Genomic DNA, 25,952 nt, shown 5'->3' with positions numbered 1-25,952 from the left:
CTTGCCGCCCCTTGCCCCCGCCGCCCGCCGCTATAGGCAAGCCCGGTTTTTCGTTCTATCTACCCTGCGGACCCATTTTCGCGGGCCTTACGGCTCGCGACCCGCACGACAGAGAGGACGATCCCATGAGCCTTCGCATCAACGACACCGCTCCGGACTTCACCGCCGAAACCACCGCCGGCCCGATCAGCTTCCACGACTGGATCGGCGACGGCTGGGCCGTGCTCTTCTCGCACCCGAAGAACTTCACCCCCGTCTGCACCACCGAGCTCGGCGCCATGGCCGGCCTCGACGGCGAGTTCCGCAAGCGCGGCGTCAAGATCATCGGCATTTCCGTCGATCCGGTCGAAAGCCATGTCAAGTGGAAGGCCGACATCCGCACCGCCACGGGCTTCGACGTCGAATATCCGCTGATCGGCGACAAGGACCTCAAGGTCGCAAAGCTCTACGACATGCTGCCGGCCGGCGCCGGCGATACCTCGGAAGGCCGCACGCCCGCCGACAACGCCACGGTGCGCTCCGTCTTCGTCATCGGCCCGGACAAGAAGATCAAGCTGATCCTCACCTATCCGATGTCCACCGGCCGCAACTTCGCGGAAATCCTGCGCGCTATCGATTCCATCCAGCTCACCAGCAAGCACCAGGTCTCCACGCCCGCCAACTGGCAGCAGGGCGACGACGTGATCATCGGCGGCGGCATCTCCAACGAGGACGCCATCGCCCGCTTCGGCTCCTTCGACACGGTGCTGCCGTACCTGCGCAAGACGAAGCAGCCGGCGGCCTGAACGGCCGGTATCCGCGCCGGCGGCGCCGGCGAGAGTGGCCGGAGCGCTGCCCTCTCTTCCGTCATGCTCGGGCTTGACCCGAGCATCCATCCGCGTCCGTGGGTGTCGCCTGGATCCTCGGGTCAAGCCCGAGGATGACGACGGAGAGGTGGGCGGAAGGAAAAAAGCGAGCGGACGAAACAAGACAGCCCCGGCAAGCCGGGGCTGTCTTGTTTCGGGCTACTGGATGAGGATCGCCCGGAAATCGTTGACGTTGGTGCCGGTCGGGCCCGGCACGAAGAGGTCGCCGAGCGCGTCGAAGGCGGTCCAGCTATCGTTGCGGGCGAGGTATTCGGCAGCGTCCTTGCCCTTGTCGGCAAGGCGGGCGACGGTGGTGCCGTCGGCGAAGGCGCCGGCGTTGTCCTCCGAGCCGTCGATGCCGTCCGTATCGGCGGCGAGCGAGTGAAGGCCGTCGAGCCCGTCGGTGGCGCAGGCGAAGGACAGCAGGAACTCGCCGTTGCGCCCGCCTTTGCCCTTGCCTTTGATCGTCACCGTCGTCTCGCCCCCGGAGAGGATGACGATGGGCTTTTGGAACGGCCGGTCGCGGCGCACGACCTCCGCCGCGATGGCGGCGTGGACGCGGCCGACTTCCGAGGCCTCACCCTCGATGGCATCCGACAGGATGACGGCCTCGATGCCGGCCTCCTTGGCGGCGGCGGCGGCGGCTTCCAGCGAAACGGCGGCGGAGGCGACCAGCTTCACCTCGTTGCGGGCGAAGGCCGCGTCGGACGGTAGCGGCGGTTCGTCCTTGCCGTCCCGGATATGCCGCATCACCGCCTCGGGCAGGTCGAGGCGGTAGCGCTCGATGAGGCGCAGCGCGTCGGCTCTGGTGGTTTCGTCGGCGATGGTCGGGCCGGAGGCGACGAGGGCGGGGTTGTCGCCCGGAATATCGGAAACGACGAGCGAGACGACGCGGGCGGGATAGGCGAGCGCGGCAAGCCGACCGCCCTTGATGCGCGAGACCTGCTTGCGCACGGCGTTCATGGCGCTGATCGGTGCGCCGGAGGCAAGCAGCGCCTTGTTGACGGCGATCTCGTCGGCGAGCGTCAGGTGGCCGGCGGGCGCGGGCAGAAGGGCCGAGCCGCCGCCGCAGACGAGGGCGACGACGAGGTCGTCTTCCGTCAGGCCCCGGACCGCGGCCATCAGCCGGCCGGAAGCAAGGAGCCCGCTGTCGTCCGGCACGGGATGGGCGGCTTCGAGGATCTCGATGCGCTCGCAGGGCACGGCATAGCCGTAGCGCGTGACGACCACGCCGGAAAGCGGCGCGTCCCACAGGCGCTCGAAGGCGCGGGCCATCTGCGCGGCGCCCTTGCCGGCGCCGATCACCACCGTGCGGCCCTTCGGCTTTTCCGGCAGGTTGGCGGCCAGCACCTTGTCCGGATCGGCGGCGGAAACCGCGGCGGAAAAGAGCGTTTCGAGAAAGGCGCGCGGATCGGCGATGGGCGGCATGCGGTTCCTCCAGGTCTGCGAATGGCTCATATAAACACAGCCCCCCACCCGCGCGCCAGAACCGCCTCCAGTCGGAAACGGCGCAGCGGGGCGAGGGGCTGTGTCTCCTCCTCCAGAAGGGGTGACCGGGCGGGGCTCCCCTCCCCGCCCGGTCAGGCCGTCATGCGACGGCGTGGTTCGCCATGCGCTCCAGCGCCGTGACGAGACCGGAGTGGTCGAGGCCCGCGTCGCCGTGGGCCGCGCACTGATTGAAGAGCTCCTGCGTCAGCGCCGTGTTGGGCAGCGAGACGCCGATCGCCTTGGCGCCCTGGAGCGCGAGGTTGAGGTCCTTCTGGTGCAGCGAGATGCGGAAGCCCGGATCGAAGGTGCGCTTGACCATGCGCTCGCCATGCACTTCGAGGATGCGCGAGGAGGCAAAGCCGCCCATCAGCGCCGAACGCACGCGGGCCGGATCGGCACCGGCCTTCGACGCGAAGACGAGCGCTTCGGCAACGGCCTCGATGGTCAACGCCACGATGATCTGGTTGGCGACCTTCGTCACCTGGCCGTCGCCGCAATCGCCGACGAGCGTGATGTTCTTGCCCATGAGCTGGAAGAGCGGAAGCGCCCGGTCGAAGCTTTCCTGCGAGCCGCCGGCCATGATGGAGAGCGAGGCGTTCTTGGCGCCGACCTCGCCGCCCGAGACCGGGCCGTCGACATATTCCGCACCGGTGGCGCGGATCTTCCTGGCGAATTCCTTGGTGGCGATCGGCGAGATCGAGCTCATGTCGATGACGAGCTTGCCGGCCGAAAGACCGTAGGAGACGCCGTTCTCGCCGAAGAGCACGTCTTCGACTTCCGGGGTATCGGGCAGCATGAGGATGATCGTGTCGACCGTCTCGGCGAGCGCCTTCGGGCTTTCGACGATCTTGAGGCCGTTATCGACCAGATCCTTGTGCGGCGGGATGTGGAACTTCGAGGTGATGACCGTGTGGCCGGCGTCCTGCAGGTGGCGCGCCATGGGGGTGCCCATGATGCCGAGGCCAATGAAACCGATATTTGCCATGATTAAACTCCCAGTCCTGAAATTTGTGATGCTCAGCGGCCGACTTCGGCCAGCCAGCCGAGGCCTTCCTCGGTGGTCGTGCGCGGCTTGTATTCGCAGCCGATCCAGCCGTCGTAGCCGAGTGCGTCGAGCGTCTTGAACACGAAGCCGTAGGCGATCTCGCCGGTGCCCGGCTCGTTGCGGCCCGGATTGTCGGCAAGCTGCACGTGGGGGATCTTCGCCTGGTGCTTCTTGAAGGTGCCGATCAGTTCGCCTTCCGTGCGCTGCTGGTGGTAGAGGTCGTACTGGATGAAGAGGTTGTCGGAACCGACTTCCGCGATGATCGAGGCCGCCTGGTCCGGGGTGTTGAGGTAGAAGCCCGGAATGTCGAAATGGTTGATCGGCTCGATCAGCAGCTTGATGCCGTGCTTGCCGAGCTCCGCCGCTGCCAGCTTGAGGTTGGCGACGAAGGTGGTGCGCAGCACCTCGTCCGGCACGCCGGCCGGCGCGATGCCCGACAGGCAGTTGATCTGCCTGCAGCCGAGCGTCGTCGCATAGTCGATGGCCGAGGCCACGCCGCGGCGGAACTCGTCGACGCGGTCGGGTAGGACCGCGATGCCGCGCTCGCCGCCGGCCCAGTTGCCGGCCGGCAGGTTGTGCAGGACCTGCGTCAGGCCGTGCCTGTCGAGTTCGGCGCGGATCGCATCCTTGTCGAAATCGTAGGGGAAGAGATATTCGACCCCTTCGAAGCCGGCCTTGGCGGCCAGCGCGAAGCGCTCCATGAAGGGCGCCTCGTTGAAGAGCATGGTCAGGTTGGCCGCGAATTTCGGCATTTTCGTCTCCCTAGATCAGTCGAGCAGCGCAGCCAGCGTTGCGGTCGGGGCATCTTCGCCGCGCTCGGCGAGGTCCTCGAATTCGACGACGGCATTGATGTCGGCACCCATGGCGATGTTGGTGACGCGCTCGAGGATGAACTCGATGACGACCGGAACCTGATGCTCCTTCATGAGGTCCTGCGCCGTGTTGAAGGCTTCCTGGAACTCGTTCGGGCTGCGCACCCGCAGCGCCTTGCAGCCGAGGCCCTCGGCGACCGCGACATGGTCGACCCCGTAGCCGGCTTCCGCATCGCCATCCGCGTTGATGTTGTCGAAGGCGAGCGAGACTTCGAAGTCCATGTTGAAGCCGCGCTGCGACTGGCGGATGAGGCCGAGATAGGAATTGTTCACGACGACATGCAGGTAGGGCAGCTTGTGCTGGGCGCCGACCGCAAGCTCCTCGATGAGGAACTGGAAGTCGTAGTCGCCGGAAAGGGCGACGATCGGACGGTCCGGATCGGCGGCGCGCACGCCGAGCGCTGCCGGCAGCGTCCAGCCGAGCGGGCCCGCCTGGCCGCAGTTGATCCAGTTGCGCGGCTTGTAGACGTGCAGGAACTGCGCGCCGGCGATCTGGCTGAGGCCGATGGTCGAGACGTAGCAGGTGTCGCGGTCGAAGGCCTTGTTCATCTCCTCGTAGACGCGCTGGGGCTTCAGCGGCGTCTGGTCGAAATGGGTCTTGCGCAGCATGGTGCGCTTGCGTTCGCGGCATTCCTCGGCCCAGGCCGACCAGTCGCGCAGCTTGCCGGCGGTCTTCCATTCCGTCGCGACGTCGAGGAAGAGCTTCAGCGCGGCGCCGGCATCCGAAACGATGCCGAAATCGGGGGCGAAGACGCGGCCGATCTGGGTCGGCTCGATGTCGACATGGATGAACTTGCGGCCTTCCGTATAAGTCGGGACGTTGCCGGTGTGGCGGTTGGCCCAGCGGTTGCCGATGCCGAAGACGAAGTCGGAGGCGAGCAGCGTCGCGTTGCCGTAGCGGTGCGAGGTCTGCAGGCCGCACATGCCGGCCATCAGCGGATGGTCGTCCGGGATCGTGCCCCAGCCCATCAGCGTCGGGATGACCGGAACGCCGACGATCTCGGCGAATTCGACGAGGAGGTCGGAGGCGTCCGCATTGATGATGCCGCCGCCGGCGACGATCAGCGGGCGCTCGGCCTCATTCAGCATGGCCAGCGCCTTCTCGGCCTGGGCACGCGTGGCGGCTGGCTTGTAGACGCCGAGCGAGGCATAGGTGTCGATGTCGAACTCGATCTCGGCGAGCTGGACGTCGATCGGCAGGTCGATGAGGACCGGGCCGGGACGGCCGGAGCGCATGACATGGAACGCCTTCTGGAAGACGTAAGGGACAAGCGCCGGTTCCATGACCGTGACGGCCCATTTGGTGACGGGCGCGGCGATCTTGGCGATGTCGACCGCCTGGAAATCCTCCTTGTCGAGGCGGGCGCGGGGCGCCTGGCCGGTGATGCAGAGGATCGGGATCGAATCGGCGGAGGCCGAATAAAGGCCGGTGATCATGTCGGTGCCGGCCGGGCCGGAGGTGCCGATGCACACGCCGATATTGCCGGCGCGGGCACGGGTATAGCCTTCCGCCATGTGGCTTGCGCCCTCGACGTGGCGGGCAAGGATGTGGCGGACCGAGCCGCGCGCCTTCAGCGCCGAATAAAGGGGGTTGATCGCAGCGCCCGGTACGCCGAAGGCACAATCGATGCCTTCCTTCTCCAGAACCAGGACCGCTGCATCGACAGCACGCATTTTAGCCATGGGGTATCCTCCGTCTCTCGATACGGAAGGTAACGCATTCCTCTTTCCGCGCAATCATAAAATGGAAATCAATCCCACCATATGGAAATAAACATTTTCAACGAATCTGGAACAATCCGCCGAGGCGGGCTATGGGATGATGCGGCGACGAGGGAGGAAGCATCATGGCGGAGCATCAGGAAAAGACGCGGGGACGGCCCGGCCGCAAGCCGGCGGAAAACGCCGCGCCCTCCTCCGTGCAGGTGCTGGACCGCAGCCTGAAGCTCCTCGAGCTGGTGGCGCAGGCGGACGGGGCGGCGCTGACCGATCTTGCCGACCAGTCCGGCATGGCGCCCTCCACCGTGCACCGCCTGCTGACCTCGCTTTCCCAGCACGGCATGGTGAGCCACGACGGGGAGACCGGCGCCTGGATCATCGGCGTGAAGGCCTTCGAGATCGGCACCGCCTACCTTCGCTTCCGCAAGCTCGGCACGATCAGCCGGCCCTTCCTGAAACAGTTGATGGAGGGTTGCGGCGAGACCGCCAATATCGCCATCGAGGACAGCGGCGACGTGGTGTTCATCTCGCAGGTGGAGAGCCATGCGCCGATGCGCGCCTTCTTCCGCCCCGGCCGGCGCGGGCCGATCCATGCCTCGGGCATCGGCAAGGCGATCCTCTCGACCTGGCAGGACAGCCGCATCGAGGCGCTGCTTGCCGGCCGCACGCTGCAGCACTTCACCGACAAGACGCGCGACACGGTGCCGACGCTGCTGGAGGATATCGCGAGGATCCGCACGCGCGGCTGGTCCATCGACGACGAGGAGCACACGCTCGGCATGCGCTGCGTCGCAGCGCCGATCTTCGACGAATACGGGGAAGCGGTCGCAGGAATCTCGGTCTCCGGCCCGGCCGTGCGCCTGCCCGACGAGAAGGTCGAGGCCTTCGGCCCGGTGATACGGGCGGCGGCGGAAGGCGTGACGAAGGCGATGGGCGGGCGGGTGCGGCAAGCGTAAGGCGCAGCCGGTCAAGACCCCCCTCCTCTCTTCCGTCATCCTCGGGCTTGACCCGAGGATCCATCCATTTGGCACGCCCTCAGCGTGTGGAGTGGATCCTCGGGTCAAGCCCGAGGACGACGACGGAGAAGATGAGAAAAAAACGGAGGGGGTAATAGGAATGGCGCACCGGCGGGCAAATATGCGCCCGCCGCGCCGAATTCCTCAAGCCGTTTCCGGCACGCGCGCCTTTGCGCTCGCCTTCGCCTTCATCGCCTTGCCGGCGACATAGACCTCGGCCACGCAGCGGTCGTCGCCCATGGTCTGCAGGATGAACAGTTCCTGGGCCAGCGAGGTCGCCGTGCGCATGCGGTATTCCATCGCCGGCTTGGCGGAGGAATCGAGTACGACGATGTCCGCGTTCGCCCCGGCATGGAGCGAGCCGATCTGGTCTTCCAGGCCGAGCGCGCGGGCATTGCCCAGCGTCATGCGGTAGAAGGAGTTGAAGGGCGTCAGCTTCTGGCCGCGAAGGTGCAGCACCTTGTAGGCCTCGTCCATCGTCTCCAGCATGGAGAAGCTGGTGCCGGCGCCGACATCGGTGGCGACCGACCAGCGGGCGCCGGCCTTGTCGAAGCGGTCGCGGTCGAAGAGGCCCGAGCCGAGGAAGAGGTTGGAGGTCGGGCAGAAGACGCCGACGCTGCGCGTCTCGGCGAGCACCGCGATTTCCCGGTCGCTGAGATGGATGCAGTGGCCGAGCAGCATGCGCTCGTTCAGGAGCCCGTAGCGGGCGTAGATGTCGGTATAGTCCTTCGCCTCCGGATAGAGCGAGGTCGCAAAGGCGATCTCGTCCTTGTTCTCCGAAAGATGGGTCTGGACGTAACAGGTGGGATTCTCGGCGACGAGCGCCTGGCTCATCTCCAGCTGCTCCGGCGTCGAGGTGATGGCGAAGCGCGGGCTGATGGCGTAGCGCGCTCGGCCGCGGCCGTGCCACTTGGCGATCAGCGCCTTCGTCTCATCATAGCCCTGTTGCGGCGTGTCGCGCAGCGCGTCCGGCGCATTGCGGTCCATCATGACCTTGCCGCCGATCATGCCCATGCCGCGGGCTTCGGCCGCGGTGAAATAGGCGTCCACGCTTTCGGGATGCACCGAGCAATAGGCGACGGCGGTGGTCGTGCCGTTCGAGATGAGCTCGTCCATGAAGCGGTCGGCGACGGCGGCGGCATGGCCGGTGTCGCAGAACTTCTGCTCCTCGACGAAGATATAGGTGTTCAGCCATTCGAGAAGCTGTGCGCCGTAGGAGGCGATGGCCTGGGTCTGCGGGAAGTGCAGGTGCGTGTCGATGAGGCCCGGCAGGACGAGGTTCGGCCTGTGGTCGGCGACCGCGACATCCGCGCCGGCGCGCCCGCGAACCTCAGCATAATCGCCCGTGGCGACGACCTTGCCGCCGCGCACGAAGACGGCGCCGTCCTCGAAGTAGCGCCAGGCGGCCGTGTCGTCGATGCCCTGCGGCTCGGCGACGAAGGTCAGCACCCGCCCGCGGATCAGAAGCTCGCTCATTGCGTCTTCTCTCCGTTCACCGCGCTTTCGTACCAGGCGACGATCAGGCGGCGCTCCTCGTCGGAGATCGCCGTGACGTTGGCGGGCGGCATGGCGTGCGAGCGGCCGGCCTGCAGGTAGATCTCGCGGGCATGGGCGGCGATCTCGCCGTCCGTTTCCAGCATCACGCCCTTGGGCGGCGAGATGATGCCTTCCCAGCCGGGCTCCTTGGCATGGCACATGGAGCAGCGGCCGAGGATGGTGTCGCGCACCTGCGGGAAGGCTTCCGCCGTGACGAAGGGCTGGGCGACGGCCGAGACCTTGTCGGAGGGCTCGCCCGACAGCACCTTCGGCACCGTGGAGAGCCACATGATGGCGACGAAGAGCAGCGCGGTCGCAAGCCAGGTCCAGGTCGGATTGCCCGTATTGGCGTGGCGGGTGTTGAAGTAGTGGCGGATCGTCACGCCCATCAGGAAGACCAGCGAGGCGATGATCCAGTTGTACTGGGTGCCGAAGGCCAGCGGATAGTGGTTCGACAGCATCAGGAACAGGACGGGCAGCGTCAGGTAGTTGTTGTGCGTGGAACGCTGCTTGGCGATGCGGCCGTACTTCGGATCGGGCTTGCGGCCGGCGATGAGGTCGGCGACGACCACGCGCTGGTTCGGCATGATGATGAAGAACACGTTGGCCGACATGATCGTCGCGGTGAAGGCGCCGAGATGCAGGAAGGCTGCGCGGCCGGTGAAGACCTGCGTATAGCCCCAGGCGACGACGACCAGGATGAAGTAGAGCGCCACCATCAGCCGCGTGTTGTCGTTGCCGAAGGGCGACTTGCAGATGAGGTCGTACATGATCCAGCCGAAGCCGAGCGAGGCCAGCGAGATGGCGATGGCCACCGGCTTGGAGACGTCGAGGACGTTCGGATCGATCAGGAAGAGGTCGGCGCCCGCGTAATAGACGAGACAGAGCATGCCGAAGCCCGAAAGCCAGGTGGCGTAGCTCTCCCATTTGAACCAGACGAGGTGCTCGGGCATGTGGGCCGGCGCCACCAGGTATTTCTGGATGTGGTAGAAGCCGCCGCCGTGGACCTGCCATTCCTCGCCATATGCGCCCGGCGGCAGGTCGGGATGCTTCTTCAGGCCCAGGTCGAGGGCGACGAAGTAAAAGGACGAGCCGATCCAGGCGATGGCTGTGATGACGTGCAGCCAGCGGACGGCGAACATTACCCAATCCCAGGCAATGGCGTATTCATACATGGGGGACCTCCTCCCGATTTTCGTCTATTTGTTTGCCATCAACTGATTTTCCCGGAAATCCCGGCGAATCCCCAACACTTTCAAAAAAAACTAAAAGATGGCCGCCTACTTTGCTCATTCTGCCAATATGCTAGAAAGAGCGCATGTCCTATCTCGATAATGTACGCGTCTTCGTTCGCGTGGTCGAACTCGGTACTCTTTCGGCGGCGGGGCGCGACCAGCGCGTGACCCCGGCGGTCGCCAGCAATCGCATCAAGGAACTGGAACGCCATCTCGGCGTACGTCTCTTCAACCGCACGACGCGCAAGCTCTCGCCCACCGAGCACGGCCGTGTCTTCTACGAGGGCGCGGTGAAGATCATCGAGGCGGTGAACGAGGCCGAGGCCGCCATCGCCGACCTCTCGCGCAATCCGAAGGGGTCGCTGAGGATCACCGCGCCGCTCGGCATCGGCCGGCGCCTCATCGCCTCGGGCATTCCCGAGTTCCACGACAAGTATCCCGATATCGAGGTGCGCGTGCGCCTGTCGGACCACAATGTCGATATCCTCGCCGAAGGCGTCGACGTCGCCTTCAAGCTTGGCGTCCTGGAGGATTCGAACCTTCGCATGCGCGGCATCCTCAATTGCGAGCGCGTGCTCTGCGCCTCGCCCGAATACCTCGCCCGGCGCGGCACGCCCGTTAATGCCGACGCGCTGATCGCCGACAAGCACGATTGCCTGCTGCTGCGCTATCCGGGCTCGAAGGAATATTTCTGGACGCTGGTGACGCCGGAAGGCGCGCGCAAGTTCGAGGTCGCCGGCCCCTATGACAGCGACGACGGGGACGTCCTCACCCAATGGGCGCTCGAAGGCCGCGGCATCATCAACAAGCCGCTCTTCGAGGTGAAGTCGCACCTTTCCGAAGGCCGGCTCGTGGAGATCTTGAAGGATTGCCCGCCCGCTTCCGTGCAGCTCGCCGCGATCTATCCGCACAAGCGCTTCCAGGACCCGAAGGTGCGCCTGATGATCGAGTTCATGGCGGAGCGATGTCAGCGGCTGATCGGCCGCCTTCTCGGGGAAGAGCCCGAGGGTGAGGCCGAAGCCGAAGCGGAAGCCGTCAGCGGCTGACCGCCGGGGCGGCGCCGGCCTTCGCGCCGGCCCACAGGAGCGCGGCGGTCGTGATCTCGGCCGCGGCCAGCGCCGCGATGACCGCAGGGCGCTTGTCCTTCACCGCCGTGCCGCCGATGGGGCAGACGAGGCTGTCGAAAAGCTCCGGCCGGCCGATCTCGCGCGTCAGCCAGTTGCGGAAGGTGGCGCGCTTCGTCTTCGAGCCGATCATGCCGACATAGGCGGCATCCGTGCGCCGCAGCGCCTCGGCGGCGATCAGGAAATCGAGCGCGTGGTCGTGGGTGAGGACGACGAAGCTGCTGCCGGGCGGGGCATCGCGCACCACCGCCTCCGGCATCGCCGTCAGGCAGGTCTCGACGCGCGGCACGGTGGAGGCCATCAATTCGTCCTCACGGGTATCCACCAGCACGACGCGCAGCGGCGCGAGCGAGAGCGCCATGGCGAGCGCATCGCCGACATGGCCGGCCCCGAAGACGTAGACATGCGGGCGCGCGGCCATTTCCCTGTCGCTGCGGGCGATGAGGTCGCCCGCAAGCTCCGGATTGAGCGGCGTGAAGGAAAGGCCGACACGCCCGCCGCAGCACTGGCCGATTTCCGGGCCGAGCGGCACGTCCATCGGCGCGGCGTCGAGGCCCGAGCGCAGCGCGCGCCGGGCGTGGTCGATCGCCATGTATTCCAGTTGCCCGCCGCCGATCGTCGCGAAGATCGCCCGCTGCGAGACCAGCATCCAGGCATCCGTGTCGCGCGGCGTGGAGCCCGCCGCGCCCGTTACTTCGACCAGGATCGCCGCCGGCTCGCGGCGCAGGAAATCCCGGATGTCTTCGCGCGCGGCAGGCATTTCCTCACCCCTTTTTCGCCGCCTTGAGGCGTTCGATGGCCATCAGCACGCACTCGGGCGTGGCGGGGGCATCGAGGCGCGGGCAGACCGTGTGGTCCGCGACGCTCGCCACCGCATCCGAAAGGGCGTGCAGCACGGCAAGGCCGAGCGGCAGCGGCGGCTCGCCGACCGCCTTGGAGCGGTGGACCGTCGGCTCGTAGGCTTCCGACCAGTCGGTGAGCGCCACGTTGAAGACCTTCGGCCGGTCCGAGGCGAGCGGGATCTTGTAGGTGGAGGGCGCATGGGTGCGAAGCCGCCCCTTGCCGTCCCACCACAGCTCCTCCGTCGTCAGCCAGCCCATGCCCTGGATGAAGCCGCCCTCGATCTGGCCGATATCGATGATCTTGTTCAGCGAGCGGCCGGTATCGTGCAGGATATCGGTGCGCTCGACGACATATTCGCCGGTCAGGGTGTCGACGGAGACCTCCGAGCAGGCTGCGCCGTAGGCATAGTAGTAGAAGGCGTGGCCGCGGCCCTTCGAGCGGTCCCAATGGATCTTCGGCGTCTTGTAGAAGCCGGCCGCCGAGAGCTGGACGCGCGCCATATAGGCCTGCTTGACCAGTTCGTTGAAGGAAATCTCGGCATTGCCGATGCGCACCCGGTTCGGCAGGAAGACCACCTGGTCGCGCGGCACCTGATGGCTTTCGGCGGCGAAATCGATCAGCCGGTCCTTGATCTGGCGCGCGGCGTTCTGCGCGGCCATGCCGTTGAGGTCGGCGCCGGAGGAGGCCGCCGTCGGCGAGGTGTTCGGCACCTTGCTCGTCGTCGTCGCGGTGATCTTCACCCGGTCGAGGTCGATCTGGAATTCCTCCGCCACGACCTGCGCCACCTTGAGGTGCAGGCCCTGGCCCATTTCCGTGCCGCCGTGGTTCATGTGGACGGAGCCGTCCGTGTAGACATGCACCAGCGCGCCGGCCTGGTTGGATTCCGTCTTGGTGAAGGAAATGCCGAATTTCACCGGCGTCAGCGCGATGCCGTGCTTGACGAAGCGGCTCTTCGCGTTGAACTCGGCGATCGCCTTGCGGCGGCCGGCATAGTCCGCGCTTTCTTCCAGCTCGGCGACGATGCGCTGGATGATGCAATCCTCGACCTTCTGATGGTAGGGGGTGAGGTTGCGGCCGCCCTCGACACCCATCGGATCGTAGAAGTTCAGCTTGCGGATCTCGAGCGGGTCCTTGCCGACGGCGAAGGCCACCTCGTCGATGACGCGCTCGGCGCCGACCATGCCCTGCGGGCCGCCGAAGCCGCGGAAGGCCGTGTTCGACACCGTGTTGGTGTAGAGCGGCGCGGATTTCGCATGCACATGCGGGTAGAAATAGGCGTTGTCGCAGTGAAACAGCGCGCGGTCGCCGACCGGGCCGGAGAGGTCCGCCGAAAAGCCGGCGCGCAGCGCGAAGGTATAGTCGACCGCGAGGATATGGCCCTCGTCGTCGAAGCCGACTTCGTAGTCGATGGCGAAATCGTGCCGCTTGCCGGTCGCGACCATGTCCTCGTCGCGGTCGAGCCGGATCTTGACGGCACGCTTCAGCTTGCGGGCGGCGATGGCCGCGATGGCGGCGCACTGGTTGGCCTGGGTCTCCTTGCCGCCGAAGCCGCCGCCCATGCGGCGCACTTCCACGGTGACGGAATGGCTCGCCACGCCGAGCGCATGGGCGATCATGTGCTGCGTCTCGCTCGGCCCCTGGGTCGAGCAATAGACGATCACGTCGTCGTCCTCGCCGGGAACGGCAAGCGAGATCTGCCCTTCGAGATAGAAATGGTCCTGCCCGCCGAGCCGCATGCGGCCCTTCACGCGCCGCGGGGCACTTGCAAGGGCGGAGGCCGCATCGCCGCGCTTCAGCGTCAGTGGGGTCACCACCTGGCGATGGGTCTCGACGTCGAGGTCCCAGATGTCGATCTCGGCCGGCAGCTCCTCGTATTCGATCTTCGCGAGCCGCGCGGCCCGGCGGGCCTCCTCGCGGGTCTCGGCGATGACGCAGAAGATCGGCTGGCCGTGGAACTCGACCTTGCCGTCGGCAAGCACCGGATCGTCGTCCATGCCGGAGGGCGAGATGTCGTTGACGCCCGGCACGTCCTCGTGCGTCAGCACGGCGACGACGCCGGGGGCGGCGCGCACCGCCGAAAGATCGACGGATTTCAGGATGCCGTGGGCGACGGTGGAGAGGCCGAGGCCCGCATGCAGCGTGCCCGCCGGCTCGGTGATGTCGTCGATATAGACGGCCGTTCCGGCGACATGCTTGTGGGCGGAGTCATGGCGTGCGCTGGAATGGACGCCGCCGGCGATCTTTTCGGCCTTGAGGTCGGGTGTGTGCTTGTTCATGGCTTACGCAGCCTCGTATCTGGACACCTGCACGGGCGCACCGCCGGATGTCGTTTCCATATAGAACCTGAGGAGAAGGTTCCGCGCCACCAGCGCCCGGTATTCGGCCGTCGCGCGCATGTCGGTGAGCGGCGCATAGTCCTCGGCGTATTTCTCCATGGCCGCTTCCACCGTCGCCTCGTTCCAGGGCTGGCCGATGAGCGCCTTCTCGACGGCGGAGGCGCGCTTGGGCGTCGCCGCCATGCCGCCATAGGCGATCGTGATCGCGGCGACCGTGCCGTCGGCGGCAAGCGACAGGCGGAAGGCGCCGAGCGTTGCCGTGATGTCCTCGTCACGCCGCTTGGTCACCTTGTAGACGGCGAACTTTTCCGAGGCCGCCGGCACCGGCACATGCACGGCCTCGACGAATTCGCCGGGCTGGCGGTCCTGCTTGCCGTAGGCGATGAAGAAATCCTCAAGCGAAATGGTGCGCCTTTCGGCCCCCTTGCGCAAGGTGAGCGTCGAGCCCAGCGCAATCAGCGCCGGGGGCGTATCGCCGATGGGCGAGCCGTTGGCGATATTGCCGCCGATCGTGCCCATGTTGCGCACCTGCTGGCCGCCGATGCGGGTGATCAGCGGGCCGAGCGCCGGGATATGCTGCGAAAGGGTCTCGAGCGCCTCTGTATAGGTGACGCCGGCGCCGATGGTGATCATGCCGTCCTTCACCGCAAGGGTTTTCAGCTCGTCGAGCCCGGCGATGAAGACCACCGGGGAGATGTCGCGCATCTGCTTCGTCACCCAGAGGCCGACGTCGGTGGAGCCGGCGACGACCGTGGCCGTCGGGCTTGCCTCCAGCACGGCGGCGAAATCGTCGAGGCTCGCCGGCACGACGAAGCGGTTCTTCCCCTCGCCGATCTCGACGCGGGCGCCGTCGCGCAGCGCCGCAAGGCGGGCGATCATGTCCGCGCGCTCGGCGATGAGCGGATCCTTGTCCGTGCCGGCATAGCCGGAGATGGCGCGGGCGGCGCGCAGGATCGGCTCGTAGCCGGTGCAGCGACAGAGATTGCCCTGCAGCGCGGTCTCGATGTCCTGGTCGCTCGGCGTCGGGTTCTCCATCCACAGCGCATAGAGCGACATGACGAAGCCCGGCGTGCAGAAACCGCATTGCGAGCCGTGATAGTCCACCAGGGCCTGCTGGACGGGATGGAGCTTCTCCTCGCTGCCGGCCAGATGCTCGACCGTCACCACATGACAGCCGTCGAGCGAGCCGAGGAAGCGGATGCAGGCGTTGACGCCCTCATAGACGAGGCCGCCCGAGGGCGTCAGCCGGCCGACCAGCACCGTGCAGGCGCCGCAGTCGCCTTCCGCGCAGCCTTCCTTGGTGCCCTTGAGCGAGCGGGAAAGGCGCAGCCAGTCGAGCAGCGTCTGGTCGGGCGCAACGTCGCTCAGCGCGACGTCGCGGCCATTGAGGATGAAACGCAATTGCGAGCGGATCGAGACGGCCGCCATGGCTTAACTCCCGCGGTAGGTGGAATAGCTGAAGGGCGATACCAGCAAGGGAACATGGTAATGCGCGCCCTCGTCGGCAAGGCCGAAGCGGATCGGGATGATGTCGAGGAACATCGGGCCGTCGCCCGTCCTGCCGAGATAGTCGCCGGCATGGAAGCGCAGTTCGTAGTTCCCGGCCTTCATCGTCTCGCCCGAGAGCAACGGGGCATCGCAGCGCCCGTCGTCGTTCGTCTGCGTGGTCTTGATGTGGTGGAACGTGTCGCCCTCGACGCGGTAAAGGTCGATGCGCAGGCCCTCGGCGGGCTTGCCGCGCGCGGTGTCCAGCACATGGGTCGTGAGCCGGCCGGCTCCTTGCGAATGAGACTGCATGTTTTCCTCCCGAGCATAGCGCTCCTCACTCCACTATCCATCAGGCCCTTTCCCCTGAAAAGCGGCATGATCGTTCGAGACTTTCAAAATTTCCGTAGGGAATGGAACGCACCGTTTTCGGGTTAGACATTGCTGCCGAAAAACGTTTGGAGGAGCGTTCCATGCGATATTGCCGCGACATGTACGGATACGGTCAGACGCCGCCCGCAGCGAAGTGGCCGGGCGATGCGCGCATCGCCGTGCAGTTCGTGCTGAACTACGAGGAGGGCGGGGAGAACTGCGTGCTGCATGGCGACGCGGCATCCGAGGCCTTCCTGTCCGAGATCGTCGGCGCCGCCCAATGGCCGGGCCAGCGCCACTGGAACATGGAATCGATCTACGAATACGGCGCACGCGCCGGCTTCTGGCGCCTCCACCGGCTGCTGACGGAAAAGGCCGTGCCGGTCACGGTCTACGGCGTTGCGACCGCGCTCAGGCGCTCGCCGGCGCAGGTCGCCGCCATGCAGGCCGCCGGCTGGGAGATCGCCTCGCACGGCCTCAAATGGGTCGAGCACAAGGACATGCCGCCGGAAGAGGAGCGCGCAGCCATCGCCGAGGCGATCCGCCTGCACACGCTCGTCACCGGCGAGCGGCCGCGCGGCTGGTATACGGGCCGCTGTTCCGTCAACACCGTCGATCTCGTGACGGAGGCGGGCGGCTTCGACTACATCTCCGACACCTATTCCGACGACCTGCCCTACTGGTACGAGCACGCCGGCAGGCAGCAGCTCATCATCCCCTATACGCTCGACGCCAACGACATGCGTTTTGCCACGCCCCAGGGCTTCAACAGCGGCGACCAGTTCTTCAGCTACCTGAAGGACTCGTTCGATGCGCTCTATGCGGAGGGCGCCAAGGGCAGCCCGAAGATGATGAGCATCGGCCTGCATTGCCGCCTGATCGGCCGGCCGGGCCGCGTCATGGCGCTCGCCCGCTTCATCGACTACGTCAAGAGCCACGAGAAGGTCTGGATCGCGCGCCGCGTCGACATCGCCGAGCACTGGGCGAAGACGCATCCGCCGCAGCCCGCCGCCGAGCGGCCCTCGCAGATGCCGGAAGACGCCTTCGTGGAGCGTTTCGGCGGCATCTTCGAGCATTCCGACTGGATCGCGCGCCGCGCCTTCGCCGACGAGCTTTCGCCGGCCAACGACACGGCGACCGGCCTTGCCGCCGCGCTCACCTTCCAGTTCCGCGCGGCGAGCGACGAGGAGCGCCTCGGCGTGCTCGTCGCCCACCCGGACCTTGCCGGAAAGCTCGCCGCGGCCAAGCGCCTGACGGCAAGCTCGACGGAAGAGCAGGCCTCCGCCGGGCTCGACGCGCTGACGGACGAGGAGCGCACGCACTTCACCGACCTCAACGGCCGCTACGTGGAGAAATTCGGCTTCCCCTTCATCATCGCCGTGCGGGACAACACAAAGGCGAGCATCCTTGCCGCCTTCGAGACGCGTATCGGCAACGACCGGGAAACCGAGCTTGCAACCGCCTGCCGGCAGGTGGAGCGCATCGCGCTTCTCCGGCTCAAGGCCATCCTGCCGGACTGAGGACGGCGCCATGTCGGCCGGAGCGCTGCCCGCCTTCGCGCGCGGAACGATCAACCTTGCCGCGGCGAGCCTCGGGGCAAGGGGCCTTTTTGCGACGGACGAGTTCTTCGGGCCGCTGTCGCGCATGCTGGCGGACGAACCCGCCGTCTTCCATCCCGGACGCTACGACGAGCACGGCAAATGGATGGACGGCTGGGAGACGCGCCGGCGGCGCGGCCCCGGCCACGACCACGCGGTCGTCGCGCTGGCGACAATCGGCCATATCCGCGGCTTCGACGTGGACACGGCCTTCTTCACCGGCAATTACCCGACGGCCTGCGCCATCGAGGGCTGCCATGCACCGGACGGGCCGGACGATGCGACCGTCTGGACGGAGCTGCTGTCGCCGAGCCCGCTCGGCCCGAGCGCCCAGCATTTCTTCGACTGCGCCGCGGACGGGCTCTACAGCCATGTGCGGCTGCGGATCTTTCCCGATGGCGGGGTGGCGCGGCTGCGCGTCTACGGCGTGCCCGCACTCGACCGGAAGGGCCGCGAGAACGAGGCCTTCGACCTTGCCTCGGCGCTCAGCGGCGGGCAGGTGATCGCGCTTTCGAACGGACATTACGGCCACCAGCGCTTGCTCGCCCCCGGCCGCGGCATCAATATGGGCGACGGCTGGGAGACCAGCCGCCGCCGCGAGCCGGGCCACGAATGGATCGTGGTGAGGCTTGCCGCACGGGCGACGGTGGAGAGCATCGTCGTCGATACCGCCCATTTCAAGGGCAACTACCCGGATGCCTGCTCCGTGCAGGCCGCCGACCTGACGGGCACGACAGGGGACCTCCCCACCCTTGTCACCGCCGCGTCGATGTTCTGGCAGGAGATCCTGCCCGAGCAGAAACTGGCCGCCGACCGTATCCACACGTTCGACGGCCATCTCGTGAAAAGGGCGGATGCGGTGACGCATGTCCGCCTGAACATCCATCCGGACGGCGGCATCAGCCGTCTGCGTGTTTTTGGCCGGCTGGCCGAGGGAGGAAAGACATGAAGACAATCGAGATCAAGCCCCTGACCCGGGAGGCCTTCGCGCCCTTCGGCCAGGTCATCGAGCAGGAGGGCGCGGTGAATTTCCCGATCAATGCGGGAAAATGCACGCGCTACCACGACCTTGCCTATATCGAGACGACCGGCGAGAAGGCCCGGCCGATGATCAGCCTCCTGCGCGGCGAACCCTATCCGCTGCCGCTGGAGCTGAACATGGTGGAACGCCATCCGCTCGGCAGCCAGGCCTTCATTCCGCTCGGCGACAGCACGTTCCTCGTCGTCGTCGCCGAGGAGACGGAGAGCGGTCCTTCCGAGCCGATCGCCTTCCGCACCGCGCCCGGCCAGGGCGTCAATATCGCCCGCAACGTCTGGCACGGCATCCTGACGCCGCTCGACGCGGTGTCGGATTTCGCCGTGGTCGACCGCGGCGGCGAGGGCGTGAACCTGGAAGAGCACTTCTACCCGGAAAGCTTCCTGATCCGCTGATCCGCCACCGGGACAGCGGATTTTGCCGGCCCGCCTCCACGGGCCGGCTTTTTGTTACCCGACAAGGAAAGGGCCGCGCCTGAGGCGCGGCCCTTTCCTTGTCGGCTGGTTGTCTTCCTATTCCGCGAAGAAGGCGAAGCGGATGACGAAGAGGGCTGCCACCAGCGCCGTTGCCGGGTGGATGTCCTTCCACTTGCCGGTGAAGAGCTTCATGACGACATAGGTGATGAAGCCGAAGGCAAGGCCGTTGGCGATGGAGTAGGTGAAGGGCATGGCGAGCGCGGTGAGCGCGGCGGGTGCCGCTTCCGTCAGGTCTTCCCACTCGACTTCCGTCAGTTCGCGCATCATCAGGCCTGCGACATAGAGCAGGGCCGGCGCCGTCGCGTAGCTCGGCACCGAGGCGGCGAGCGGCGAGATGAAGAGCGCGGCGAGGAACAGGACGGCGACGGTGAAGGCCGTGAGGCCCGTGCGGCCGCCCGCCTGGACGCCAGAGGCGCTTTCGACATAGGCCGTGGTGCTGCTGGTGCCCATCAGCGAGCCGGCGACGATTGCCGCGCTGTCGGCGAGAAGCGCGCGGCCGAGGCGGCTCTGCTTGCCTTCCTGGATGAGGCCGGCGCGCTTGGCGACGCCGATCAGCGTGCCCGTGGCGTCGAAGACTTCGACGAGCACGAAGACGAGGATGACGTGCAGCAGGCCGCCGTGCAGGGCGCCGACGAGGTCGAGCTGCAGGAAGGTCGGCAGGATCGACGGCGGGGCCGAGACGATGCCGCGGAACTCGCTGACGCCGAGCACCCAGGAAAGAACCGTGACGACGAGGATGCCGATGAGGATCGAGCCCTTGACGCGCATGGCGTCGAGCACGGCGATGATGAAGAAGCCGAGGATCGCCAGCAGCGGGCCGGTCTGCTTGAGATCGCCGAGGCCGACGAGCGTTGCCGGATTGTCGACGACGATGCCGGAGCTCTTCAGGGCGATGATGCCGAGGAAGAGGCCGATACCGGCGGCGATGGCGCTGCGCAGCGAATGCGGGATGCCCGCGATCAGCCAGGAGCGCACGCCCGTCACCGTCAGGATGACGAAGATGGTGCCGGAGATGAAGACCGCGCCGAGCGCCTGCTGCCAGGTGAAGCCGAGAGCGGCGACCACCGTGAAGGCGAAGAAGGCGTTGAGGCCCATGCCCGGCGCCATGCCGATCGGCCAGTTGGCCACCAGACCCATGACCAGGGAACCGAGCGCCGCGGCAAGACAGGTCGCGACGAAGACGGCGTCCCGGTCCATGCCCGTCGTCGACAGGATGTCCGGGTTGACGAAGATGATATAGGACATCGTGAGGAAGGTCGTCAGACCCGCGATCACCTCGGTGCGTACCGACGTGCCGTGCTCACTCAGCTTGAAAAGCCGTTCAAACATGTTTTCTCCCCCTGGCGGACGCCGTCCGGCGCCGCCGTGCGACAGTTCCGGGCTTGTGCTCCTCCAGCAGCCCGTTCGCGGATCTTCCGCGCCCGTGCACAGCGGTCCACACAAGCGGGCCACTGTGATCACAGTTCCGTCATATTGCTTTTTCCGCCGCGCACGCGCCAGCCGGCGATTTCCCCGAATTTTCGCGAAACTCTTTCATGGCGGACCGGGCGAGCGCAGGCCTATTCGCAGACGTCGACCCATTCGCCGGTGACGAGCGCGGCAAGGCGCTGCGGGGAAAGCCGGACCGCCGCGTTCGTCGCCCCGGCCGCGGGCACGACCTCCTCGAACGCCTGAAGCGAGGCGTCGCAATAGACCGGCAGCGGCGACGGCAGGCCGAAGGGGCAGACCCCGCCGACCGGATGGGACGTCACGGCCAGCACCTGCTCGGCATCGAGCATGCGCGGCTTTGCGGCGAAGCGACCCTTGAATTTCCGGTTGCTGAGCCGTGCCGTACCGGCCGCGACCAGCAGCACGATCTCCTCGCCGATGCGCAGGCAGATCGTCTTGGCGATCTGCTCCGGCGCCACCCCGTGCGCCTCCGCCGCAAGCGCCACGGTCGCCGAGCTCTGCTCGGTGACGAGGACGGCGATATCGGGAGCGTTTTCGGTGAAGAAGGTGCGGACGGATTGAAGAGACATGCCGTTTCATAGCCAATCGGGGACCGGGACTCAATCCGTCCCGAAGACGTCGCGCGTATAGACCTTCTCCCGGACGTCCCCCAGCTCCGGCGCCGCGCGGTTGGTAAGGATGATATCGGCGCGCCGCTTGAAGGCGGAAAGATCGCGCACGACTTCCGAGCGGAAGAACTCGTCCCCTGCATAATCCGGCTCGTAGATGATGACCGGAATGCCCTTCGCCTTGATGCGCTTCATGATGCCCTGGATCGAGGAGGCGCGGAAATTGTCTGAACCCTTCTTCATGGCAAGGCGATAGACGCCGACCACATCCGGGCTGCGCGCGAGGACATCTGCTGCAAGGAAGTCCTTGCGCGTCGTGTTGGCGTCGACGATGGCACGGATGAGGTTCTGCGGCACCGTGCTGAAATTGGCGAGGAGCTGCCGCGTGTCCTTCGGCAGGCAATAGCCGCCATAGCCGAAGGAGGGATTGTTGTAGTGCTTGCCGATGCGCGGATCGAGCCCGACGCCCTCAATCACCTGCCGCGTATCGAGACCATGCGCCATCGCATAGGAATCGAGCTCGTTGAAATAGGCGACGCGCATGGCAAGGTAGGTATTGGCGAAGAGCTTGACGGCCTCCGCCTCGCCGGAGCCGGTGAAGAGCACCGGGATATCCGCCCTGACGGCGCCCTGCCGGAGGAGGGCGGCGAACTGGCGCGCTTCGGGACTGTCCGCACCGACGATGATGCGCGACGGGTAGAGGTTGTCGTGAAGCGCCTTGCCTTCGCGCAGGAACTCCGGCGAGAAGATGATGCGCTCGTCGCCGCGCGCCTCACGCAGCGCCTGCGCATAGCCGACGGGGATCGTCGATTTTATCACGATGGTCGCCCGCATATTGACCCTGCGGACATCGTCGACGACCGTCTCCACGCTGCTCGTGTCGAAGGAGTTGGTTACGGCGTCGTAATTGGTGGGGGTCGCGACGACAACGAAGTCGGCGTTGGAAAAGGCTTCCGTGCTGTCCGCCGTGGCTCTCAAGCGCAGCGGCTTCGTCGCGAGATAGTCCTCGATATCCGCGTCGATGACGGGAGAAATCCGGTTGTTGAGGTCGTCCACCCTCTGCTGCGTGATGTCGTAGGCGACGACGTCGTTGTGCTGGGCGAGCAGGACCGCGTTGGAGAGACCGACATAGCCGATGCCGGCGATCGTGACATTCACCATGGACGATGCCCTTCAAGCTTGCCGGGAGCGGTTGGCGTTCCCCTTCGTCCAGGGTCGTCTATCCGATCTTTTTTGAAGCCGGATGACAGCGCCCATCGTTGACGGGCGGAAAGAAGGCTGGACGAAAGCGGCCCGGACGCGCTTTAACGTGCCACCGCAGCATGCCTGCAGAACCTCGTTGCCGATCGGAAACCGATGCCAATCCACGAACTTGCCGCGCTGGGCGCCGCGACCTGCTGGGCCATGACGGGGCTGATCTCGGCAGGCCCGGCGGGCCATCTCGGCGCGCTTGCCTTCAGCCGGACGCGCCAGGTCTTCGTCACGGGCCTTCTGGCGCTCTACGTGCTCTTCACCGGCGCATGGCGCGATCTCGACATGGCGAGCGCCGGCCCGCTGCTGCTCTCCGGCCTCATCGGCATCTTCATCGGCGATACGCTGCTCTTCGCGTGCCTCAACCGGCTCGGCCCGCGCCGCTCCGGCATCCTCTTCGCCCTCAACGCGCCGATTGCCGCCGTGCTCGGCTGGGTGGCGCTTGGCGAAACCCTGTCGGCCATCGCGGTGGCGGGGATTGCGCTCACCGCCGTCGGCGTGTTCCTCGCCATCGTGTTCGGCAAGCGCCGCGCGCAGATGCATCAATGGGAAGCGATCAAGGGGCCGCTCTGGGTCGGCGTTCTCTTCGGCATCGGCGCGGCGACCAGCCAGGCCGTCGGCTCCATCGTCGCCCGCCCGGTCATGGCCGGCGGCATCGATCCCTTCCTCGCCTCGATGCTGCGCGTCGGCATCGCCGCCGGTTGCCTCAGCATCCTCATCCAGTTGCCGATCCCGTCCGTGAAGCCGAAGGGCCCGCTGACGCTCAAGGTCGCGGCGGTGACCGCGCTCACCGGCGTCCTCGCCCTTGCCATCGGCATGACGCTGCTGCTCTTTGCGCTTTCCGGCGGAAAGGTCGGCATCGTCTCGACCCTTTCGGCCACCTCGCCGGCCATGATCCTGCCGATGCTGTGGCTGAAGACCGGCGAGCGGCCCGCCGGCGGCGCCTGGGCCGGCGCCGCCCTCGTCATCGTCGGCATGGCGCTGATCTTCATCCGCTGAAAAGCACCGGCGGCGGACCCTAGAGCTTGGCCTTCGTCGAGCGCGGCGTCGACAGGAGGATGCTGGTCTCGCTGCCGGTGATGCCGGGCACGAGGCGGATCTTGCGCAGGACCGCGTCGAATTCGGCAAGGCTCGCGGCGCTGAGCTCCACCAAAAGCTCCCAGCGGCCATTCGTCGTGTGGATCTGCGAGATCTCCGGGAATCCGCCGAGCGTGCGGATGACGCGGTCGGTGACGTGGCCCTCGATCTCGATCGTCATCACGCCGCGCACGACATCCTCGAGCGCATCGGCGCGCAGCATCACCGTATAGCCGACGATGGTGCCGTCCTGCTCCATCCGCTCGATGCGCGCCCTGACGGTGGCACGCGAGGCGCCGGTTTCCAGCGCAAGGTCCGAAACGCTCCTGCGACCGTTGCCGCGCAGGAGGGTGACGATCTTCCGGTCGAGCTCGTCCATGCCAAAATGGCTCCCTGACTTTCCATTATGGTCAATATGCCATTCCGGGATGCCAAAATTCAATATTCAATCTGCCACTCCGCGCTTCTACGCTTGGGAAAACCGGATGGGAGTGAACCATGGAATGCACGCTGATCGGCGCCCCCTTGCAAATCGGTGCGGGACAGCTCGGCTGCGAGATGGGTCCGAGCGCCCTTCGCATCGCCGGCCTTCGCACGGCGCTGGAGGAACTCGGGCATGAGGTGAAGGACACGGGCAATATCAGCCCCCGCGCCTTCGATGAAATGGCCCATCCGAATGCGGCGGTGCACCATCTCGGCGAGACGGTCGCCTGGATCGAGGCCCTTTCGGCCGCCGCCTACGAGCACAGCAAAGCCGGCATGCCGATCTTCCTCGGCGGCGACCATGCGATCTCCGCTGGCACCGTGCCGGGCCTTGCCCGCCGGGCCGCCGAGCGCGGCCGGCCGCTCTTCGTGCTCTGGCTGGATGCCCATACCGACTTCCACAGCCTGGAAACGACGGTCAGCGGCAACCTGCACGGCACGCCGGTCGCCTATTATACCGGCCAGCCCGGCTTCGACGGCTATTTCCCGCCGCTCGCCAATCCCGTTCCGGCGGAGAATGTCTGCATGATCGGCATCCGCAGCGTCGATCCCGCCGAGCGGGCCGCGATCGGCAGGACCGGCATCACGGTGCACGACATGCGCGTCATCGACGAGCACGGCGTCGGCGTCCTCGTCCGCAATTTCATCGAGCGGGTCCGGGCCGCCGGCGGCCTCCTGCATGTGAGCTTCGACGTCGACTTCCTTGAACCGGACATCGCGCCGGCCGTCGGCACGACGGTGCCGGGGGGCGCGACCTTCCGCGAGGCGCACCTGATCATGGAAATGCTGCATGACAGCGGTCTCGTGACGAGCCTCGACATCGTCGAGCTGAACCCGTTCCTCGACGAGCGCGGCAAGACCGCCAAGCTCCTCGTCGATCTCGTTTCCAGCCTGATGGGCAAGCGGGTGATGGATCGCCCGACGCTCGCCGGCTGAATGCGGCTGTTCTCTTGTTGGAGGCAAAATGAACACTGATGCGAAACTGAACGTGGTTCCCTTCGTCAGCGTGGACCATATGATGAAGCTGGTCCTCAAGGTCGGCATCGACCGGTTCCTGACGGAACTGGCGGCGACCATCGAGGAGGACTTCCGCCGCTGGCCGGTCTTCGACAAGACCCCGCGCGTCGCCTCCCACTCCAAGGAAGGCGTCATCGAGCTGATGCCGACCAGCGACGGGACGCTCTACGGCTTCAAATATGTGAACGGCCACCCGAAGAACACGCGCGACGGCCGCCAGACCGTGACGGCCTTCGGTGTCCTGTCAGATGTCGGCAACGGCTATCCGATGCTGCTCACCGAGATGACGATCCTGACGGCGCTGCGCACCGCGGCGACCTCCGCCGTCGCGGCGAAATTCCTGGCGCGGCCGAATGCCCGCACCATGGCCATCATCGGCAACGGCGCGCAGAGCGAATTCCAGGCCCGTGCCTTCCGCTCGCTGCTCGGGATCGACAGGCTCCGCCTCTACGACATCGACGCATCGGCCACCGGGAAATGCGCCCGCAACCTTGCCGGCCTCGGCTTCACCATCGCGGAATGCGCTTCTGTGGAAGAGGCCGTCGAGGGCGCCGATATCATCACCACGGTCACGGCCGACAAGCAGTATGCGACGATCCTCTCGGACAACCATGTCGGTCCCGGCGTCCACATCAACGCGGTCGGCGGCGACTGCCCCGGCAAGACCGAACTCAGCAAGGACATCCTGCTGCGCTCGGACATCTTCGTCGAATATCCGCCGCAGACGCGCATCGAGGGCGAGATCCAGCAACTGCCGGCCGAGCATCCCGTCATCGAACTCTGGCAGGTCATGACCGGCGAGGCCGAGGGCCGCAGGAGCGCGGACCAGATCACGCTCTTCGACAGCGTGGGCTTCGCCATCGAGGATTTCTCCGCGCTCCGCTATGTGCGGGAGAAGATTGCCGAGCACGGCATGTTCACCGAGCTCGACCTTCTCGCCGACCCCGACGAGCCGCGCGACCTCTACGGCATGCTGCTGCGCTGCGAGAAGAAGCTCAACGCGGCGTGATCCCCGCGGAGAGCCGAAAAGAATGAAAAGAA

The 25,952-nt window shown here is 66.4% G+C and carries 23 protein-coding genes; 9 read left to right on the top strand and 14 right to left on the bottom strand.

Annotated elements, in window-relative coordinates; translation table 11 throughout:
* Positions 1–125 precede the first annotated feature (125 nt).
* A complete protein-coding gene (locus HNQ66_RS11830) occupies positions 126–785 on the top strand; it encodes a peroxiredoxin (protein ID WP_184144358.1) in 660 nt (219 codons plus the stop codon).
* A gap of 219 nt (positions 786–1,004) precedes the next feature.
* Here HNQ66_RS11830 and HNQ66_RS11825 read toward each other — a convergent pair whose 3' ends face one another.
* The 4 genes from HNQ66_RS11825 to gcl all read right to left on the bottom strand — a co-directional run bounded on the left by HNQ66_RS11825 (position 1,005) and on the right by gcl (position 5,933).
* A complete protein-coding gene (locus HNQ66_RS11825; protein ID WP_184144357.1) occupies positions 1,005–2,273 on the bottom strand; it encodes a glycerate kinase type-2 family protein in 1,269 nt (422 codons plus the stop codon).
* A 160-nt stretch (positions 2,274–2,433) separates the two neighbouring features.
* Positions 2,434–3,318, bottom strand: a complete 885-nt coding sequence (locus HNQ66_RS11820) for a 2-hydroxy-3-oxopropionate reductase (protein ID WP_184144356.1) — start codon at positions 3,316–3,318, stop codon at positions 2,434–2,436.
* Positions 3,319–3,350: 32 nt separating this feature from the next.
* Positions 3,351–4,130: a hydroxypyruvate isomerase gene (hyi, locus tag HNQ66_RS11815; protein WP_184144355.1), complete on the bottom strand. Its 780-nt coding sequence runs from the start codon at positions 4,128–4,130 to the stop codon at positions 3,351–3,353.
* Between the two features lie 15 nt (positions 4,131–4,145).
* The gene (gcl, locus tag HNQ66_RS11810; RefSeq protein ID WP_184144354.1) at positions 4,146–5,933 is read right to left on the bottom strand and encodes a glyoxylate carboligase; all 1,788 of its coding nucleotides are present in this window, start codon (positions 5,931–5,933) and stop codon (positions 4,146–4,148) included.
* 164 nt (positions 5,934–6,097) lie between these two features.
* On the opposite strand from gcl, the gene bhcR reads away from it, so the two are divergent.
* Entirely contained in the window at positions 6,098–6,925 is an 828-nt protein-coding gene (gene bhcR / locus HNQ66_RS11805; RefSeq protein WP_184144353.1) for an HTH-type transcriptional regulator BhcR, read from the top strand.
* A 204-nt stretch (positions 6,926–7,129) separates the two neighbouring features.
* Here the strand turns inward: bhcR and guaD are convergent, their stop codons facing one another.
* Positions 7,130–8,461 carry a guanine deaminase gene (gene guaD / locus HNQ66_RS11800; protein ID WP_184144352.1) on the bottom strand — a complete coding sequence of 444 codons (1,332 nt, stop codon included), beginning with the start codon at positions 8,459–8,461 and terminating at the stop codon, positions 7,130–7,132.
* Complete coding sequence (locus HNQ66_RS11795) at positions 8,458–9,696, bottom strand: urate hydroxylase PuuD (protein ID WP_184144351.1); 1,239 nt, start codon at positions 9,694–9,696, stop codon at positions 8,458–8,460. Before HNQ66_RS11795 ends, guaD begins: the two co-directional genes overlap by 4 nt.
* A gap of 143 nt (positions 9,697–9,839) precedes the next feature.
* Between HNQ66_RS11795 and HNQ66_RS11790 the strand changes: the two genes are divergently transcribed.
* On the top strand, positions 9,840–10,802 hold the full coding sequence (locus HNQ66_RS11790; RefSeq protein ID WP_184144350.1) for a LysR family transcriptional regulator: 963 nt from the start codon (positions 9,840–9,842) through the stop codon (positions 10,800–10,802).
* Here HNQ66_RS11790 and xdhC read toward each other — a convergent pair.
* The 4 genes from xdhC to uraH are packed head-to-tail and all read right to left on the bottom strand — an operon-like array spanning position 10,792 to position 15,856.
* Positions 10,792–11,640, bottom strand: coding sequence for a xanthine dehydrogenase accessory protein XdhC (gene xdhC / locus HNQ66_RS11785; RefSeq protein ID WP_184144349.1), 849 nt, complete (start codon positions 11,638–11,640; stop codon positions 10,792–10,794). The genes HNQ66_RS11790 and xdhC overlap by 11 nt on opposite strands.
* Before the next feature lie 4 nt (positions 11,641–11,644).
* Entirely contained in the window at positions 11,645–13,999 is a 2,355-nt protein-coding gene (gene xdhB / locus HNQ66_RS11780) for a xanthine dehydrogenase molybdopterin binding subunit (protein ID WP_184144348.1), read from the bottom strand.
* A 3-nt stretch (positions 14,000–14,002) separates the two neighbouring features.
* On the bottom strand, positions 14,003–15,487 hold the full coding sequence (gene xdhA, locus HNQ66_RS11775; protein WP_184144347.1) for a xanthine dehydrogenase small subunit: 1,485 nt from the start codon (positions 15,485–15,487) through the stop codon (positions 14,003–14,005).
* Positions 15,488–15,490: 3 nt separating this feature from the next.
* A complete protein-coding gene (gene uraH / locus HNQ66_RS11770) occupies positions 15,491–15,856 on the bottom strand; it encodes a hydroxyisourate hydrolase (protein WP_184144345.1) in 366 nt (121 codons plus the stop codon).
* A gap of 161 nt (positions 15,857–16,017) precedes the next feature.
* Here uraH and puuE point away from each other — a divergent pair, with 161 nt between their 5' ends.
* Genes puuE through HNQ66_RS11755 form a run of 3 tightly spaced genes read left to right on the top strand, consistent with a single transcriptional unit; the run spans position 16,018 to position 18,945 of the window.
* On the top strand, positions 16,018–17,436 hold the full coding sequence (gene puuE, locus HNQ66_RS11765) for an allantoinase PuuE (protein ID WP_184144343.1): 1,419 nt from the start codon (positions 16,018–16,020) through the stop codon (positions 17,434–17,436).
* Positions 17,437–17,446: 10 nt separating this feature from the next.
* Positions 17,447–18,463 carry an allantoicase gene (gene alc, locus HNQ66_RS11760; RefSeq protein ID WP_184144341.1) on the top strand — a complete coding sequence of 339 codons (1,017 nt, stop codon included), beginning with the start codon at positions 17,447–17,449 and terminating at the stop codon, positions 18,461–18,463.
* Positions 18,460–18,945 carry an ureidoglycolate lyase gene (locus tag HNQ66_RS11755; protein ID WP_184144339.1) on the top strand — a complete coding sequence of 162 codons (486 nt, stop codon included), beginning with the start codon at positions 18,460–18,462 and terminating at the stop codon, positions 18,943–18,945. Before alc ends, HNQ66_RS11755 begins: the two co-directional genes overlap by 4 nt.
* Positions 18,946–19,062: 117 nt before the next feature.
* Here HNQ66_RS11755 and HNQ66_RS11750 read toward each other — a convergent pair whose 3' ends face one another.
* The 3 genes from HNQ66_RS11750 to HNQ66_RS11740 form a co-directional block, all read right to left on the bottom strand.
* Complete coding sequence (locus HNQ66_RS11750; protein WP_184144337.1) at positions 19,063–20,355, bottom strand: NCS2 family permease; 1,293 nt, start codon at positions 20,353–20,355, stop codon at positions 19,063–19,065.
* 230 nt (positions 20,356–20,585) lie between these two features.
* Positions 20,586–21,044, bottom strand: coding sequence for a YbaK/EbsC family protein (locus HNQ66_RS11745; RefSeq protein ID WP_184144335.1), 459 nt, complete (start codon positions 21,042–21,044; stop codon positions 20,586–20,588).
* A gap of 30 nt (positions 21,045–21,074) precedes the next feature.
* Positions 21,075–22,244, bottom strand: a complete 1,170-nt coding sequence (locus HNQ66_RS11740) for a nucleotide sugar dehydrogenase (RefSeq protein WP_210308747.1) — start codon at positions 22,242–22,244, stop codon at positions 21,075–21,077.
* 195 nt (positions 22,245–22,439) lie between these two features.
* Here HNQ66_RS11740 and HNQ66_RS11735 point away from each other — a divergent pair, with 195 nt between their 5' ends.
* Positions 22,440–23,333 carry a DMT family transporter gene (locus HNQ66_RS11735; protein ID WP_184144333.1) on the top strand — a complete coding sequence of 298 codons (894 nt, stop codon included), beginning with the start codon at positions 22,440–22,442 and terminating at the stop codon, positions 23,331–23,333.
* Between the two features lie 19 nt (positions 23,334–23,352).
* On the opposite strand, the gene HNQ66_RS11730 is transcribed toward HNQ66_RS11735, so the two are convergent.
* Positions 23,353–23,790, bottom strand: coding sequence for an Lrp/AsnC family transcriptional regulator (locus HNQ66_RS11730; RefSeq protein WP_184144331.1), 438 nt, complete (start codon positions 23,788–23,790; stop codon positions 23,353–23,355).
* Between the two features lie 119 nt (positions 23,791–23,909).
* On the opposite strand from HNQ66_RS11730, the gene rocF reads away from it, so the two are divergent.
* Both rocF and HNQ66_RS11720 read left to right on the top strand, forming a co-directional pair.
* A complete protein-coding gene (gene rocF, locus HNQ66_RS11725) occupies positions 23,910–24,830 on the top strand; it encodes an arginase (RefSeq protein WP_184144329.1) in 921 nt (306 codons plus the stop codon).
* Positions 24,831–24,858: 28 nt separating this feature from the next.
* Positions 24,859–25,920, top strand: coding sequence for an ornithine cyclodeaminase (locus tag HNQ66_RS11720; RefSeq protein WP_184144327.1), 1,062 nt, complete (start codon positions 24,859–24,861; stop codon positions 25,918–25,920).
* Positions 25,921–25,952: the final 32 nt, after the last annotated feature.

The organism is Shinella fusca, from assembly GCF_014203155.1.
Lineage (GTDB): Bacteria > Pseudomonadota > Alphaproteobacteria > Rhizobiales > Rhizobiaceae > Shinella > Shinella fusca.
Note: the sequence above shows the minus strand (reverse complement) of the source record. Positions and strands in the feature narration are given on the sequence as shown.